This window comes from Embleya sp. NPDC059237, assembly GCF_042754105.1.
Taxonomy (GTDB): Bacteria; Actinomycetota; Actinomycetes; order Streptomycetales; family Streptomycetaceae; genus Embleya.
On the sequence record NZ_JBHZAE010000003.1, the window covers coordinates 51,395 to 67,561 of the forward strand.

At 69.6% G+C, this 16,167-nt stretch carries 15 protein-coding genes, 1 tRNA gene and 1 other RNA gene; 11 read left to right on the top strand and 6 right to left on the bottom strand.

From position 1 onward, the window contains the following. Positions 1-365: 365 nt before the first annotated feature. Complete coding sequence (locus tag ACFXKZ_RS10885; protein WP_379998786.1) at positions 366-1,115, bottom strand: SDR family oxidoreductase; 750 nt, start codon at positions 1,113-1,115, stop codon at positions 366-368. 157 nt (positions 1,116-1,272) lie between these two features. Further along, positions 1,273-2,178, bottom strand: coding sequence for an AraC family transcriptional regulator N-terminal domain-containing protein (locus ACFXKZ_RS10890; RefSeq protein WP_379998788.1), 906 nt, complete (start codon positions 2,176-2,178; stop codon positions 1,273-1,275). Between the two features lie 144 nt (positions 2,179-2,322). Between ACFXKZ_RS10890 and ACFXKZ_RS10895 the strand changes: the two genes are divergently transcribed. Together ACFXKZ_RS10895 and ACFXKZ_RS10900 are read left to right on the top strand one after the other, a co-directional pair. Further along, positions 2,323-2,640: a putative quinol monooxygenase gene (locus tag ACFXKZ_RS10895; RefSeq protein ID WP_379998790.1), complete on the top strand. Its 318-nt coding sequence runs from the start codon at positions 2,323-2,325 to the stop codon at positions 2,638-2,640. A gap of 99 nt (positions 2,641-2,739) precedes the next feature. After that, the gene (locus tag ACFXKZ_RS10900; RefSeq protein WP_379998792.1) at positions 2,740-3,699 is read left to right on the top strand and encodes an alpha/beta hydrolase; all 960 of its coding nucleotides are present in this window, start codon (positions 2,740-2,742) and stop codon (positions 3,697-3,699) included. A gap of 489 nt (positions 3,700-4,188) precedes the next feature. Here ACFXKZ_RS10900 and ACFXKZ_RS10905 read toward each other — a convergent pair whose 3' ends face one another. The 4 genes from ACFXKZ_RS10905 to ffs form a co-directional block, all read right to left on the bottom strand. Next, positions 4,189-4,869 (bottom strand): hypothetical protein, encoded by a 681-nt coding sequence (locus ACFXKZ_RS10905; protein ID WP_379998794.1) that lies wholly within the window; start codon positions 4,867-4,869, stop codon positions 4,189-4,191. Continuing rightward, a complete protein-coding gene (locus ACFXKZ_RS10910) occupies positions 4,866-5,432 on the bottom strand; it encodes a hypothetical protein (protein ID WP_379998796.1) in 567 nt (188 codons plus the stop codon). The genes ACFXKZ_RS10905 and ACFXKZ_RS10910 overlap by 4 nt, the downstream gene beginning before the upstream one ends. Before the next feature lie 1,028 nt (positions 5,433-6,460). Continuing rightward, positions 6,461-6,548, bottom strand: a tRNA-Ser gene (locus tag ACFXKZ_RS10915). A gap of 61 nt (positions 6,549-6,609) precedes the next feature. Next, positions 6,610-6,709, bottom strand: an RNA gene (gene ffs / locus ACFXKZ_RS10920) — signal recognition particle sRNA small type. 102 nt (positions 6,710-6,811) lie between these two features. Here ffs and ACFXKZ_RS10925 point away from each other — a divergent pair. From ACFXKZ_RS10925 to ACFXKZ_RS10965, 9 genes are all read left to right on the top strand, one after another. Beyond that, a complete protein-coding gene (locus ACFXKZ_RS10925) occupies positions 6,812-8,941 on the top strand; it encodes a DNA polymerase III subunit gamma and tau (RefSeq protein WP_379998798.1) in 2,130 nt (709 codons plus the stop codon). Between the two features lie 129 nt (positions 8,942-9,070). Beyond that, positions 9,071-9,415 carry a YbaB/EbfC family nucleoid-associated protein gene (locus ACFXKZ_RS10930; RefSeq protein ID WP_078976477.1) on the top strand — a complete coding sequence of 115 codons (345 nt, stop codon included), beginning with the start codon at positions 9,071-9,073 and terminating at the stop codon, positions 9,413-9,415. 120 nt (positions 9,416-9,535) lie between these two features. Beyond that, entirely contained in the window at positions 9,536-10,135 is a 600-nt protein-coding gene (gene recR / locus ACFXKZ_RS10935) for a recombination mediator RecR (protein WP_379998800.1), read from the top strand. After that, positions 10,128-10,748, top strand: a complete 621-nt coding sequence (locus ACFXKZ_RS10940) for a DUF5063 domain-containing protein (RefSeq protein WP_379998802.1) — start codon at positions 10,128-10,130, stop codon at positions 10,746-10,748. The genes recR and ACFXKZ_RS10940 overlap by 8 nt, the downstream gene beginning before the upstream one ends. Positions 10,749-10,975: 227 nt before the next feature. Beyond that, positions 10,976-12,244 carry an aspartate kinase gene (locus tag ACFXKZ_RS10945; RefSeq protein WP_126639165.1) on the top strand — a complete coding sequence of 423 codons (1,269 nt, stop codon included), beginning with the start codon at positions 10,976-10,978 and terminating at the stop codon, positions 12,242-12,244. Next, entirely contained in the window at positions 12,241-13,308 is a 1,068-nt protein-coding gene (locus ACFXKZ_RS10950; protein WP_126639166.1) for an aspartate-semialdehyde dehydrogenase, read from the top strand. The genes ACFXKZ_RS10945 and ACFXKZ_RS10950 overlap by 4 nt, the downstream gene beginning before the upstream one ends. A 314-nt stretch (positions 13,309-13,622) precedes the next feature. Further along, positions 13,623-14,210: a SigE family RNA polymerase sigma factor gene (locus ACFXKZ_RS10955; RefSeq protein ID WP_379998804.1), complete on the top strand. Its 588-nt coding sequence runs from the start codon at positions 13,623-13,625 to the stop codon at positions 14,208-14,210. Beyond that, a complete protein-coding gene (locus tag ACFXKZ_RS10960) occupies positions 14,207-15,196 on the top strand; it encodes a hypothetical protein (RefSeq protein WP_379998806.1) in 990 nt (329 codons plus the stop codon). The genes ACFXKZ_RS10955 and ACFXKZ_RS10960 overlap by 4 nt, the downstream gene beginning before the upstream one ends. 43 nt (positions 15,197-15,239) lie before the next feature. Continuing rightward, positions 15,240-16,031, top strand: a complete 792-nt coding sequence (locus ACFXKZ_RS10965; RefSeq protein WP_379998808.1) for an SURF1 family protein — start codon at positions 15,240-15,242, stop codon at positions 16,029-16,031. Positions 16,032-16,167: the final 136 nt, after the last annotated feature.

Sequence of the window (16,167 nt, forward strand, 5' to 3'; positions counted from 1 at the left end):
GCTTCCACGGGGTCATCTGTCGTTCCGGCGACGTTCGCCAACGTCCTGACGCGCGGTGGAGTCGGCGGCTGTCAGCCTCGCGAACACCGCTGTACGCCGGTGAATGCAACCAGAACCGCAACCAGGGTGGTGGCTCTTGGTCGCAGTTGATCAAGCTGACAGCCTCTCCTGCGCCCATGGGGTTCTCGGGCCCGCGCTCCACGACTCGGTGATGCTGCGGGCGGTCTGTGGCAGCTCTGGGAGGAAGGCGCGTACAGCGCCGCTGCCGGCGGGTGAAGACGGTCGCCGCGCCCAGCGGGTCGAGTCCCCCCATGCCTGTCTCGGACAGCCCCACGCCGGTGCACGTGAGCGTGCGTCCGGTTCGGTCACGTCGCCTGAGCGAGCCGGACGGCGTCGGGGCCGGCCGGGAAACGCAGTCGGCCGGTCGTGTCGTGGGCGGCGCGCCAGACCGTCTCGGCGACGTCGCTCTCCTGGGTGAACAGATCCTGGCCGGTGAAGTCGGCCATGGCCTTCCTTGCGAACGGCGTGTAGGGCGGCGGGACCAGCTCGTCCAGCGGCCCGCCGTCCATGGCCTTCCCCGCGAAGTTCGTCGTCAGACAGGCGCCCGGCTGGACCGTCTTGGCCCGTACGCCGAAGGGTGCGAGTTCGAGCGCGAGGGACGAAGTGAACCCCTCGACGGCCGCCTTGCTCGCCTTGTAGACGGCCGAGAGGGGCATGTCGCCCAGCACCACGCTGGAGGTCACGTTGACCACCACGCCGGATCCGCGCTCGCGGAACTGGGGCAGCACCGCCTGCGTTGTGGCCATCACGCCGAACGTATTGGTCTCGAAGACCTCCCGCACACGGGCCATCGAGGTGCCCTCGAACACGCTGATCGAGGGGACGCCCGCGTTGTTGACCAGGGCGTCGATCGGCCCGGCGGCCTCGAGCGCGGCGGTGATCGTCTCGGGCTTGGTCACGTCCAGTTCGACGATGCGCAGCCGGTCCGACTCGGGCAGGACATCCGGGCGCCGGCTGCGCATCGTCGCGATGACGTTCCACCCCTGCGCGTGGAAGTGGAGGGCAGTCGCGCGGCCGTAGCCGGACGAGGTCCCGGTGATCAGAACGGTGTTCATGTCGTGCCCCTTGCGATGCGGTGGGATCCGCGAACCGGAATGTTCATTCCTGCTCGGCTGAGGTTTCAGTGATCCCATTGAATCGCTCTGAGCTGGGAAAACAGTAGAACTATCCTCGCCCTTCCTTGCACGATTCTCCCATTCTGTCCGGCCGTACTCAGGGCGTGACGCTTGCCGGGCTGCGGGCGACGTCCCGCAGGCGGACCGCGTCCCGGCCCGGGGGCGCGCCGAACCGGCGGCGGTATTCGCGGCTGAACTGCGACGGATTGTCGTAGCCGACGCGCCGGCCGACCCCGGCGACGTCGCCCGGGTGGGTGGCCAGCAGCAGTCGTGCCTCCTGGAGCCGGATCTGCTTCTGGAACTGGATGGGGCTCATCGCGGTCACCGCCTGGAAGTTGCGGTAGAACGCGGAGGCGCTCATGCCGGACAAGCGGGCCACGTCTTCGACCCGGAAGGGCTCGGCGTAATGCTCACGGATCCAGCCTGCGGCGCGTGAGACATGGCTGAGGCCGCTGTCGGCGATGCCCAGTTGGCGCACCGTCGCACCCTGCTCGCCGGTGATCACGCGCCACAGGATCTCGCGTTTGATCAGCGGGGCCAGTACGGCGCGGTCGCGGGGTTCGTCGAGCAGGCGCAGCAGCCGGACCACCGCGTCCAGGAGGGCGGGCGGGGCATTGCTGACGGCGATCCCCGACGGCGGGCCTCCGCCGGTGCGGGGCATGTCTCCGGGGCCGGCCTGCAGCAGGAGCTCGGCAACGGCGGACGGTTCGAGGACGAGCCCGAAACCCAGCGCCGGGCGGCCGGGGTCGGCCTGGGTGAACTGTCCGGTGACGGGCAGGTCGACGGAGGCGACCAGGTACTGCCCCGGGCCGTACTCGTAGACCCGGTCGCCCAGCGCGAGCCGTTTGGCGCCCTGGGCGATGACCGCCAGGACCGTGCCGGACATGGAGGGCGCGGGCGGGTCGGGCCGGTCGACCTTCGAGATCAGGACCCCGTCGACGGCGGTGGTCCAGTCGGGGCGGGCGTGCCGGGCCAGCAGGTCGCGGAACTCATCGAGGGACATGCGCCCATTTCAGCAGCAATGCGCGAGAGCATTCCCAGGTTCGCGAGGATCGTGCAAGAGCGGGAGAGAATCGTTCTAACGTTTCCGCAGGTCAGAGGCATTGAATGGAACCAGCCCATTCCACCGAAACGAAGAAGGCTCCCCATGATTGCCAACTACGGATTCAATGCCACTTTGACCGCCGCTCCCGGCATGGGCGACCGGCTGGTCGATCTGCTGTCGACGGGCCTGGACGAGGGCAGCCCCGGCGCGAGCGAGCACTGCGTCGTCTACCTGGTCTCGCGCTCCGCCTCCGACCCCGACGTCGTCCACGTCACCGAGGGATGGACCAGCGAGGAGGACCACCACCGGACGTTCGCCGGCGAGGCCGCCCAGGCGATCGTGGCGCGGATCGGCGGACTGCTGGCCAAGGAGCCGGAGAACACCGACTACGTCCCGGTCTGCGGCAAGGCCGCCTTCTAGGCCCCGGGGAGGCCGCCCCTGCGCCTGCCGAGGCGGCCCTCGCTCCACCCGAGATCCCGCCCGAACGCCCCCGCACCACCCCGCGAAAGGCCGACGACCATGACCACAGCGCGCCCCGCCCTGGACCCCGAACTGCGCGACCTCCTCTCCGACATGCCGCTGATGCCCGAGCTCACCATGGAATTGCTCGCACAACTGCGGCAGTACCCCTCGACGCCGGTCGAGTCCCTGCTCGCCGACCGACGGGTCGACCGGCGCGAGGTCACCGTGCCCGCCAAGGACGGCACTCCGATACCCCTGTCGGTCTTCACCCCCGGGAGCGCCGACCGCACCACCGCCGCGCCCTGCGTGTACTGGATCCACGGCGGCGGAATGGTGATGGGTGACCGCTTCTCGCAGATCGACATCCCGCTGGAGTGGCTCGACGAGTTCGGCGCGGTCGTGGTGTCCGTGGACTATCGGCTGGCGCCCGAGGCCACCGGCACCGTCCCCGTCGACGACTGCTACCGGGGACTGCTCTGGGTGGCCGAACACGCCGAGGAACTGGGCGTCGATCCCGCCCGGATCATCGTCGCGGGAGCCAGCGCGGGCGGCGGCCTGGCGGCCGGCGTCACCCTGCTGGCCCGCGACCTCGGCACTCCGGCGATCGCCGCGCAGATACTGACCTGCCCCATGCTCGACCACCGCAACACCAGCACCTCCAGCCACCAGTACTCCGGCGGGCCCGGCATCTGGACTCGCGAGATGAACGACTTCGGCTGGCGCTGCGTTCTCGGCGACCTCACCGATGACGACGTGCCCGCGTATGTCTCACCCTCGCTGGCCGACGATCTCTCGAACCTGCCGACCACCTACATCGACACCGGCTCCGCCGAAGTGTTCCGCGACGAGGACACCGACTACGCCACCCGGATCTGGGCGGCCGGCGGACAGGCCGAACTCCACGTCTGGGCAGGCGGTTTCCACGGCTTCGACGCCCTGTACCCGCAGGCGCACATCTCGGCCACGGCCCGCCGCACCCGCACCGACTGGCTCGCCCGGCTCCTGCACGCCGCCTGACGCCGCAACCCGCGATGCCGCCGCCGCGCCCGGCGCCGGCTCGGCGCGCGAAGGCCGGGGACGGGAGCGAGGGGCTGACGCGCTGCAACCGAGGCCAGAACCGAGACCGCCAACGACGTCGCCCCCGGTCGCAGGGCGACCGGGGGCAACGTTTTGCCTGTTGAGGCTGGCGGAGGATACGAGATTCGAACTCGTGAGGGGGTGAACCCAACACGCTTTCCAATTCACCATCGTGGTGCCATGGGCGATTCGCCAGCATTCTGACCTGGTGCGGAGTGGGTCATCATCCGGGCGGTGGCCGGTGGTGAACATCAGCGAATGAGACCAGAAGTGAGACCAGACCGTCATGGGTTCCCGCTTCTTGCTCCTGTCTTCGCAGATCGACGATGACGGCCGGATCGGGGGCTTGACAAACCACGGCCGCGGTCACACCGGCGCGGACGCAGGTGTCAAGTATGGCGCTCGTTTCAGATTAGGCCGGCGCTAGGCTCAGATGAGTGTCGATGGCGCATTTTTGCTCAGGTAGCTCTTGAACGCGTTACGAATTCCAGCCTGGACATATCCGGTTTGCGACGTGCCGGGGAGCACATTGCGCTCGAACTGGCGTTTGCGGGCGTCCAGATACTTCACCACGCTCATCGCACCGATATTGGAGACGAACAACTCATCTTGAGTCCGAATATCGGCACGAAGTCCCTCGAAGTTCCTGGCTTGGCCGATCCCGAGCCCCGATGTGTAGTACTTGCACTCGATTACGAGGACGCACTGGCTGCCGCGAGGGGCAATCCGCTGCACACGGCTGAGTGTTGCCTCGGCTGCAGGCAGCACGAGCACGTCACACTCGTGCAGGACCCCCGAGGTGCCTTGGACTCGTACCCCGACATGTACCTCCAGCGGTGGTGCCCCGTCAAAGCGGACGACGGCGTGCGTGTAGGCGGCACCGTCGCTGTACAGCTGACCCGGGCTCGTACGGAAGACGAGGTCCTTGACTCGAACGCCCTTTACGTTTTCGTACGTGACTGTGGCGCCATGCCTGCTGGCCGTGGCTACGACCAGAGAGAATATGAATCCTTCGTAAACGTCCCAAATATCCGATGCCGATTGGTACGAGATGCGGCCGGTCGCCAGCAGGGCACGGATTTCTTTGAGGAGATCTTCGGTTTTACTCATGGAGTTGACTCTCGTCCTGCGTCGGTGAACAGGTCGGCCAAGTGCTCTCGTTCAGTCGGCCGAAGACGTGTGCCGGAAAGATTGACCTCGCGCTCGGTCCGGCGTGGGGTGTCTCCATCGGGAATAAATCTCACGCTGGTTACCGCATCGCGCCTGTCTGAGTCTGCATCTGTGGCAGGAACTTCGCGAAGAGTTTTGAGAGCTTCGGCTTCGATCGACGGTACTTCGATCAAGACCCGTTGCAGGGCACTGTGAAGAAGCTGGAGCCGTTCCTGCGGGCTCATCGGTCGAGTCGTAATCACAAGTGAGCCCCTCTTGCGAAACGTTTCGTATTCTGTGTCGCCGATTGCGAGCCGAGATACCGTCTCGTAACGGGCGGCCTCAGCTTCAAGGCCTCCGACAGCTACTGCGGCGGAAGCTTGGGATCGGCGTCGAAGTACCTTCTCCTCTGGCACGCCGTCAGCGATGGCTGCGTCGACTTCATCTAGCACCCATGCAAGCTGACTGCCCGTCACAGCGTCCCGAAGCTCTTGCTCCGCCCGACGGAGTTCGGTCTCGTTCATGGCCCCTCGACATATGCAGAGTAGCGACTGGTGGAGGAACGCAGCAGATCCACCTGGTTTCCCGGTTCAGGGGACGCACGTACGTCCTGCTTTTGGGCTGTGCCGCAGGGCTAACGTAGATGCACGGGCTGACACCGATCGATCGCCGACCCGTTCCCAAGCGTGGTGCCTCCTGAACGTCAGTTGGCTATGGAGCAATCTGTAGGCGCTGCGGCGATCACAACGACGTCGGCCCAATCACGGAATAGCCCGGGAGTGAATGAGCGGTTGGCTCAACCTTTCGAACATAGTGTCGATTTGCAAGCGCGGTTCGGAGTCCATTGCACCTGTGTCGTTCGCGATGCGGACGTGGAGCCACTCGGTCCCGGGGTCGTAGGCCGCGGTCGGCAACTGGGGGATGCACTTGCGGCCGGTTTCGTCCAAGGAGTACGGCTCGTCGAACGCGCGCTGCCATCGGTCGACGGCGGGGTGAGGAGCTCGGGTGCGTCAGCGGCGAGATCCTCCCACGAACTGCCGCACTCACGCTTGAAAATCACCGCCTTGACGAGGAGGCGGTGCCGGGTCCGCCGGGAGACTGCGACGTAGCGGAGCACGTACTCGATAGATTCTCGGACGCGGCGCATCCGACGCTCCACAACCGAGACCAACAACGACGTTGCCCTGGCCGCAGGGCGACCGGGGCTCCACTCGTCGGCCAAGGGTTCCAGTCGCGCGGTACCGGCCAAGGCTTCTGCGGCAGTCGCCTCCGTCTGTTTGGCAACTGGTCCGTACTCGGGATGGACGGGTGAGTGAGAGCAGCATTGATCGTGGACTCGATCACGGGGTGGGGGCCGGGCGGATCGGCCCGCAGACGGGCGCGCTACATGTGCGTCACCGACCCGATCTTGAGGAAGGTGGTGTACAGGTCGGGGCCGCGCTCCGGGGCACCCCGGACGGCGCCGAGACCCCACATGAGACGGAACCGAGACGAAATGAAATCAGCCCCGACCTGGCGAGAGGTCGGGGCTGACAGTTTTGCCTGTTCAGGCTGGCGGAGGATACGAGATTCGAACTCGTGAGGGGGTGAACCCAACACGCTTTCCAAGCGTGCGCCCTAGGCCACTAGGCGAATCCTCCGTGCGGAAGCTTACAGGAGGTCCGTGGGTGCTCGCGCACCCCTATTCGAGTGGGGGTGGGATGCAGTGAACCCCCCGTGCACCCGGCAGAGCCTCCCTATCCTTGCTGCCTTCCGGCCCTGGGGAGGTTCAGGAGGGATACCGCCGCACGGGGGGTCCGGCGCCTACAGTACCCGACTCGGGGTGGGGTTCGGGTACGGGCGGGGGCGGTGGGGGTGGTCGGGCGTTCCGCGTCTGTCGTTCGGCCCGGCTATCGTCGGGGGCGTGTCGCTCGCCCTCTACCGTCGCTATCGCCCCGAGACCTACGCAGAGGTCATCGGGCAGGAGCACGTGACGGAACCCCTGATGCAGGCCCTGCGCAACAATCGCGTCAATCACGCCTACCTCTTCAGCGGGCCGCGGGGGTGTGGCAAGACCACCAGTGCGCGCATTCTCGCCCGGTGTCTCAACTGTGAGCAGGGGCCTACCCCGACGCCCTGTGGCGAGTGCCAGTCGTGTCGGGATCTGGGGCTCGGTGGGCCCGGCAGCATCGACGTGATCGAGATCGACGCGGCGTCGCACGGTGGTGTGGACGATGCGCGCGACCTGCGCGAGAAGGCGCACTTTTCGCCGGTGAGTTCGCGCTACAAGATCTACATCATCGACGAGGCGCACATGGTCACGTCGGCGGGCTTCAACGCGCTGCTCAAGGTGGTCGAGGAGCCGCCGGAGCACCTGAAGTTCATTTTCGCCACCACCGAGCCGGAGAAGGTCATCGGGACCATTCGGTCCAGGACGCACCACTATCCGTTCCGGTTGGTGCCGCCCGGCGTGCTGCGCGATCACCTGGCGTCGGTGTGCGAGGCCGAGGGGATCAAGGTCGAGCCGACCGTGCTGCCGCTGGTCGTGCGGGCGGGGGCCGGGTCGGTCCGGGACTCGATGTCGGTGATGGACCAGTTGCTCGCGGGGGCCGCCGACGACGGGGTCACCTATGCGATGGCCACCTCCCTGCTCGGATTCACCGACCGGTCGTTGCTGGACGACGTGGTCGAGGCGTTCGTCGCGCAGGACGGCGGGGCCGCGTTCGAGTTGGTCGACCGGGTGATCGAGGGGGGCTACGACCCGCGTCGGTTCGTGGCCGACCTGCTGGAGCGGCTGCGCGACCTGGTGATCCTGGCCGCGGTGCCCGACGCGGCCGACAAGGGCCTGATCGACGTGCCGGCCGATCAGTTGGCGCGGATGGTCCGGCACGCCGCCGAGTTCGGCCGGGCCGGGCTCACCCGGGCCGCCGACATCGTCAACACCGGCCTCACCGAGATGCGCGGCGCCACCGCGCCGCGGCTGCAGTTGGAGCTGATCTGCGCCCGCGTCCTGCTGCCCGCCGTGGACTCCGGTGAGCAGGGCCTGCAGACGCGCCTGGAACGCCTCGAGCGCCGCGTCTCCGTCGGCGGCCTCCCCGCCGCGCCGGCCGCGCCCGTCGGTCCGGAGCCCGTCCGCGCCGACGCGCCCGCGCCCGCCGCCCGACAGCATGCCGCCGCCCCGGCCCCGCCGCCGCCCGTACAACAGCCGCAGCCGCAGCAGCAGCCCCAACAACCTCAGCCCCAGCAGCCCCAACAACCCGGCGCCTGGCCCCAGGCCCGCGCCGCCGGCTCCGGCCTGCCCCCCGCCCAGGGTCGCCCGCCCGCTCCCCAGCAGCCCCAGCAGCCCCAAGCCCACCAGCCCCCGCCCCAGGCGCCCCCCGCTCCCGCCCCCGCCGGCGACCTGACCCGCGTCCACGAGATGTGGCCGCAGATCCTCGACGCCGTCCGAGCCCGCAACCGGGTCGCCTGGATGATGCTCCAGACCGTCACCGTCGCCGGCTTCGACGGCGCCACGCTCACCCTCGCGTTCGAGCAGGCCGGCACCCGCGAGGGCTTCCGCAGCAGCGGGCGCGACGAGATCGTGCGCCAGGCCGTCCTGGACGCGTTCGGCCTCGACTGGCGAATCGACTGCGTCGTCGCCGGCGAGGGCACCGCCGCCCCCACCCACCGCGCGGCCCCCGCACCGACCCCGGCCCCGATGCCCCCGGCCGACCGGCAGCCCACCGCCCCGGCCGCCCCCGCGCCCGGCGCCTGGCCCGGCACCCCGCCGCCGGCGCCCGCGAGCGCCCCCGCCCCGCCGCAGGCCCCGACCCAGGCCGCGACCCAGCCCCGCCCCGCCACCACCACCCCACCGCCGCAGCCGCCTGCCCGCCCGCAACCCCAGCAACCCCAGCAGGCCCCACCCCCGCCGCCCCCCGAGCCGGACTTCGACATCCCCGAGGACTTCGGCCGCTACGACGACGAGGACCTCGCCGACGACGGCGGCCAGTCCACCCACGAACTGCTCGCCCGCGAGCTGGGCGCGACCATCATCGACGAGTCGCCGACCACCTGAGCCAGCGAACCGTGCCGTCGCCGCGCGTCCGCCCCGCGCGGAGCCGTAGGCTCGACCGCAGGACGGGCACGCTGAAGTGGTCCGCCCGAGGCGGTGCGAGGCCGCGTGCGAGCGACGAAGGGTGTCCAGGTGTTTCCCGGTGGTGGCCAGCCCGACATGCAGCAGCTGCTGCAGCAGGCGCAGAAGATGCAGCAGGACCTGATGGCGGCGCAGGACGAACTCGCCCGCACACAGGTGACGGGGAGCGCCGGTGGCGGCCTGGTGACCGCGACCGTATCCGGCGCCGGCGAGCTGCTGGCTCTGGAGATCTCGCCGTCCGCGGTGGATCCTGAGGACACGGAGACCCTCGGCGACCTGATCGTCGCCGCGGTGCGCGACGCGAACCGTGCCGCCCTGGAGATGCAGTCCCAGCTGATGGGCCCGCTCGCCCAGGGCATGGGTGCCGGCGGCCCGCTGGGCCTGCCCGGCATGTGAGCCGGATCCGCCCGACCGAAAGCCGAACCCACCGACAAGAACCCACCGACAAGAACCCGTCGACAACGAACCCACCGACAACGAACCCACCCACAACCAGAGCAAGCAGGGAGACGGTAGGTGTACGAAGGCGTCGTACAGGACCTCATCGACGAGCTGGGCCGACTGCCCGGTGTAGGGCCGAAGAGCGCGCAACGCATCGCCTTCCACCTCCTGGCGGCCGACCCGGCCGACGTCCGGCGCCTCGTGCACGCGCTCACCGAGGTCAAGGACAAGGTGCGGTTCTGCGTCACATGCGGCAACGTGGCGGAGTCGGAGCAGTGCCGAATCTGCCGCGATCCGCGACGCGACGTTGCGGTGATCTGCGTGGTCGAGGAGTCCAAGGATGTCGTGGCGATCGAGAAGACCCGCGAGTTCCGGGGCCGCTACCACGTGCTCGGCGGCGCGATCAGCCCGATCGAGGGTGTGGGCCCCGACGACCTGCGGATCCGTGAGCTGATGACCCGGCTCGCGGACGGCACGGTGACCGAGTTGATCCTGGCCACCGACCCGAACCTGGAAGGAGAGGCGACCGCGACGTATCTGGCTCGCCTGTGCAAGCCGATGGGTCTGCGGGTGACCCGGTTGGCCAGCGGGCTGCCGGTGGGGGGCGACCTGGAGTACGCCGACGAGGTCACGCTCGGGCGTGCCTTCGAGGGGAGACGACTGCTCGATGTCTGACGACCTGAACGAATTCACCAGTGAGATCGCCGACCAGATCGACAGCTTCGTCCTGGCCGTCGCAGAGGTGGCCAAGGGCGAGGAGCCGGAGCAGGCGGTGTCGATGCTGCTCCTGGAGGTCTCGCAGCTGATGCTCGCGGGCGGCCGGCTCGGTGCGATCGCCGACGTGGTGCCCGACGACCGATTCGAACCTGACTCGGGCCCGGATCCCGACGTCGACGCTCTGCGCTCGGCGCTGTCCCGGCTGCTGGAGCCGATCGACGTCTACTACGAGGTCTTCGACCCGTACGTGCCCAAGTCCAAGCCGGTCGCCGCGCGGCTGTCCGACGACGTCGCCGACGTGGTCGCCGACCTCGCGCACGGGCTCGCCCATCACCGGGCCGGGCGCAACCGCGAGGCGCTGTGGTGGTGGCAGTTCTCGTACCTGTCCAACTGGGGCGCCACCGCGAGCGCCGTACTGCGCGCGCTGCAGTCGGTGGTCTCGCACGCACGGCTGGACGATCCGATCATGGAGAGTCTGGACCCGGCCGGAGAGGCGCTGGCCGACGAATTGGTCGACGAACTCGCCGAACAACTCGACGAGGCCGTGGTCCTCGGCGGCCCGCACATCTGAACACGCGCAGAGCCGCAACACTCGGCCGCACACGCCCGCGCGCGGGGGGAGTCCCACCCCGGGCCCGGCGTACGGCGGCCGCCGCCGCTTCCGGCGTCCCGACATGGGCGTTCGGTTCCGACTGCCCGCTTAGTGATACGTACGTCTCACAATGTGAATAAAGCTTTGACCACTGTGCGGCCTAGTTAGACTGTGCCGACCGCACAGATATCAAGCGAGGAGCGCACGTGGGCCTTGTCGTGCAGAAGTACGGCGGCTCCTCCGTCGCCGATGCCGAGGGCATCAAGCGCGTGGCCAAGCGAATCGTCGACACCAAGAAGCAGGGCCACGAAGTGGTCGTGGTGGTGTCCGCGATGGGCGACACGACGGACGAGCTGATCGATCTGGCGCAGCAGGTGAGCCCCATCCCTTCCGGGCGCGAGCTCGACATGCTGCTCACCGCGGGTGAGCGGATGTCGATGGCGCTGCTGGCGATGGCGATCAAAAACCTGGGCGTCGACGCACGGTCGTTCACCGGCAGCCAAGCCGGTGTGATCACCGACGCGGTCCACAACAAAGCGCGCATCATCGATGTGACGCCGGGTCGGATCCGCTCCGCGCTCGACGAGGGCGCGATCGCGATCGTGGCCGGATTCCAGGGCGTGTCCCAGGACACCAAGGACATCACCACGCTCGGCCGCGGCGGCTCGGACACCACCGCCGTCGCGCTGGCCGCCGCGCTCGACGCCGAGGTCTGCGAGATCTACACGGACGTGGACGGCATCTTCACTGCCGACCCCCGCGTGGTGAAGAAGGCCCGGAAGATCTCCCGGATCAGCTACCAGGAGATGCTGGAGCTGGCCGCGAGCGGATCCAAGGTGCTGCACCTGCGGTGTGTGGAATACGCCCGCCGCTACGACATGCCCGTGCACGTGCGGTCGTCCTTCTCGGGACTCGTCGGCACTTGGGTGACGGATGAACCCGAAGGGGACGACATGGAGCACGCGATCATCTCCGGGGTCGCCCACGACACCAGCGAAGCGAAGATCACGGTGGTCGGGGTCCCGGACAAGCCGGGCGAGGCGGCCAAGATCTTCCGCCTGGTGGCGGACAACGAGATCAACATCGACATGATCGTGCAGAACGTCTCCGCGGCCTCCACCGGCCGCACCGACATCTCCTTCACGCTGCCGATGTCGGACGGCCAGAACGCGATGACCGCGCTGACCAAGGCCCAGGCCGAGATCGGCTTCGAGTCGCTGCGCTACGACGACCAGATCGGCAAGATCTCGCTGGTCGGCGCCGGCATGCGCTCGCACCCGGGCGTGACCGCCAAGTTCTTCGAATCGCTCACCGGCGCGGGGGTGAACATCGAGCTGATCTCGACCTCCGAGATCCGGATCTCGGTGGTCTGCCGTGCCGACGGCGTTCCGGCCGCCGTGCAGGCCGTGCACACCGCGTTCGGCCTGGACGACCAGTCCGGCGAAGCCGTCGTCTACGGAGGTACCGGCCGATGACCCGCAAGGACAAGCCCACCCTGGCCGTCGTCGGCGCCACCGGCGCGGTCGGCACGGTGATGCTCGAACTGCTCTCCACCCGCCAGGACGTGTGGGGCGAGATCCGCCTGATCGCGTCGGCGCGCAGCGCGGGCAAGAAGCTCGTCGTGCGCGGCGAGGAGGTCGAGGTGATCGCGCTGAGCGAGGAGTGCTTCGACGGCGTCGACGTCGCGATGTTCGACGTGCCCGACGAGGTCTCCGCGCACTGGGCGCCGATCGCCGCGAGCAAGGGCGCGGTCGCGGTGGACAACTCCGGCGCGTTCCGGATGGACCCCGAGGTCCCGCTCGTGGTGCCCGAGGTCAACGCCGCCGCGGCGCGCGTACGGCCGCGCGGCATCATCTCCAACCCGAACTGCACGACGCTGACCATGGTCGTCGCCCTCGGCGCGCTGCATGCCGAACTGGGCCTCAAGGAGCTGGTGGTCGCCTCGTACCAGGCCGCCTCCGGCGCCGGTCAGCCCGGTGTCGACGCGTTGCGCGAGCAGATCGGCAAGGTCGCGGACAGCCGTACGCTGGGCACCCAGCCCGGCGATGTGCGCCGTGCGGTGGGCGACTTCGGCCCGTTCCCGGCGCCGCTCGCGCTCAACGTGGTGCCGTGGGCCGGCTCGCTCAAGGACGACGGCTGGTCGTCCGAGGAGCTGAAGGTCCGCAACGAGTCCCGCAAGATCCTGGGTCTGCCCGACCTGAAGGTGCACACGACCTGCGTGCGCGTCCCGGTGATCACCACGCACTCCCTCGCGGTGCACGCCGTGTTCGAGAACGAGGTGTCGGTGGCCCGGGCGCACGAGATCCTGGACGGCGCCCCCGGCGTCGTGCTGTGCGACGACCCGGAGAACGGCGAGTTCCCGACGCCGGCCGACGTGGTCGGTACCGACCCGACCTGGGTCGGCCGGGTGCGTCGTTCGATCGACGACCCGTTCGCGCTGGACATGTTCATGTGCGGGGACAACCTGCGCAAGGGCGCGGCGCTGAACACCGCCCAGATTGCCGAGGTCGTCGCCGCCGAGCTGACCGAGCGCGACTAGGGCCCCTCCGCGAACCGACGCGGCAGCCGGCGCTCCCCGGGCGGGGACGCCGGCTGCCGTGCGTGCGGGCTGCGGGTCGCGACCGCCACCGCCACCGCAACCGCGCCACGAGCCTCTCCGTAGCGGACGTTTCCGTCACGAACCTTTCCGCAACGGACCGTCCCGTCGCGGACCTTCCTCGCCCCGAGTAGCTGACTGCATGTCATCCGGCCCACTACGGTGGGCGGACGTGTGGCTGAAGCCGACGACCGTCCCCGGATCGCAGGCGCATACAACCTTCCCGGGGGGTCGGGTGTCCAACAGTCGTGGCAGAAATGGTCGTGAGGGCGGAACCGGTGCTGCGCCCGGTTCGCATGCCCGTGGTCGGCGCGCTGGAACCGGGCGTTTCGGGAGCTTCCGTGTCCTCTGACGCGGGCGTCTCCATCGACGTCCTCACCGAGACCTACCGCGCGCACTATGGTTCGTTGTTGCGCTTGGCTTCCCTGTTGCTCGACGACACCGATTCGTGTGAGGACGTGGTGCAGGAGTCGTTCGTCCGGGTGCACACCGCCCGGCACCGGTTGCGCGAGGCCGACAAGACGCTGGCCTACCTGCGGCAGACCGTGGTGAACCTGTCCCGGTCGACGCTGCGGCGGCGGATCATGGGAATGCGGCTACTCTCCAAGCCGGAACCGAACTCGACCAGTACCGAGGACGGTTCGCGCCACGTGGCGGAACGCGACGTGCTGGTACGGGCGTTGCGCGAATTGCAACGGCGGCAGCGGGAAGTGATCGTGCTGCGCTATTACGCTGATCTGACAGAGGCTCAGGTGGCCGATCTGCTCGGGCTGTCGGTCGGCTCGGTGAAGGCGTACGCCTCACGCGGACTGGAAGCCCTCCGGGCCCGGATGGAGACGCCGTGAAGAACGACCCGGGGACCCTCGGTCCCGACCCCGACGACCTCGCGGCAGAGGTACGCCGGCGGCTGCACCAGGCCGTGTCCGACGTGCAGCCCGCGCCGGACGCCCTCGACCGGCTGCGCGCCGCCGTGCCCGCCCGCCGCAGACAGCGTCGGATGGCCACGCTCGGCGCCGCCGGGCTGGCCGCGGCGATCCTGGTCGGCACGCCCGTCCTGCGCACCGCGGTGACCGACGGCGACGATTCCAGGTCGAATGTCGGCGGCGTCCGCCCGTCCTCGTCGTCGGTCAACGCGACCGAGCCGCTGCCGGGGCCGAGCGAGGGGGTCAGCGCGGGCCTGCCGGGCGCCGGGCAGACCCATCCCGCCTCCCACGGCAGCAGTCCCACCAGCGGGTCCGGTTCCTCGACCGCGCCCACCAGCGGACAGAGCGCGGGCACCGGCACGGGGCAGAGCACGCCGCCGTCGTCGAGCGCGTCGCCGAGCGAGTCGGCGCCGCCGGTCAAGCCGCCGCCCGCGTGTCGGACCGTCGACATGTCCGGGGAGGAGGCGCGCCTTGGCCCGGTCCGCGCCGACGGGCTGGCGTACGGCGTGCTCCAGGTGCGCAGCAACGCGGCCAAGGACTGCATGGTGACCGGCCCCGGCGTGGTCGTCGTGGTCTCCCCACCCGGCAATCCGATAGTGCAGGTGACGGTGGTCCAGGCGCCGAGCCCCGACGCCGCGACCGCGCTGCCGGTGCCGTCCTCGTCCGCCCAGGGCATCACGCTGCGACCGGGGCAGGCGTACGAGTTCCAGTTCGCGTGGAAGCCGCAACCCCCGGGCGCGGACGGCACGTGTGCCGCCGACGCGCCCAAGGCGCCGGTGCCCGCGCTCGGGTACGCGCTCGCCGCCAACGACTTCAACGTGGCCAAGGTGACGCTCACGCCGACGTGTGGCGGCACCGTGTACCGCACCGACATCTACCGGACCGGGGAGTACGCGCGCGTGGGGTGAGACCCGGGATCGGCCCCCGTCGGCGGACGGTTACCGTTGGGGGGTGTACCGGTTCCTGCTCCAGCCGCGCTGGCTGGTCTTCCACGTGATCGTGCTCGTCGCGGTCCCGGTGTGCGCGGCGCTGGGATTGTGGCAGTTCCACCGCTACGGCGAACACAGGCAGAGCGGGGACGGCGGCGAGAAGGTGTCGGTGGCGCCCGCGGTGCCGCTTGCCGAACTGTTGCCGCCGGGCGCCAGGGTCGAGGGCGGTGCTCGCGGCCGCGCGGTCACGGTGACCGGGAGCTATGACCCGGCGCACCAACTGGTGGTGCCGGGGCGGCGCCACGACGGGCGCACCGGGTCGTATGTGGTCACTCCGCTGCTTGTGGCCGGCGCGCCCGCAGTGGTGGTCAACCGGGGCTGGGTCGAGGGTGCGAGCGTGCCCGCGCCGCCGGCAGGCACGGTCACTGTCACCGGTCGCCTGGAGTGGTCGGAAGCCGAGCACACCTCCGACGTGGATCGGGCCACCGACCTGAAGCCGGGCCAGGTGTCCATGATCAGCACGCCCGAACTGGTCAACGTGCTGCCCTATCCGCTCACCGACGGCTTCGTCGCGCTGACCGCGCAGACCCCGGCCGCCGACTCGGCCGCGCTGGTGCCGATGCCGCCGGCCAAGGCGTCCGGGGGCGGCGGCGTCTCGGGGCGGGCGTGGCAGAACCTCGGATACACCGCGCAGTGGTTCGTGTTCGCCGGTGCCGCGGTGTTCGTGTGGTGGCGCGTGGTGCGCCGGGAGGCGGACGAGCGCGCGGAGGAGCAGGAGGCGAAGCTGCTCGCGGAGCTGGGCATCGAGGCGTGAGCGCCGTCGAGACCCGAGCGCCCGGGTGGGCCGGGTCTTGAGCGGCCCGCTGGGCCGGGTCCCGAGCGACCGGCCGGGCCGGGTCCCGACCGGCTGGCCGGCGCGGGCCGAGGTGATCGGCCCGCGCTCGCGGCGA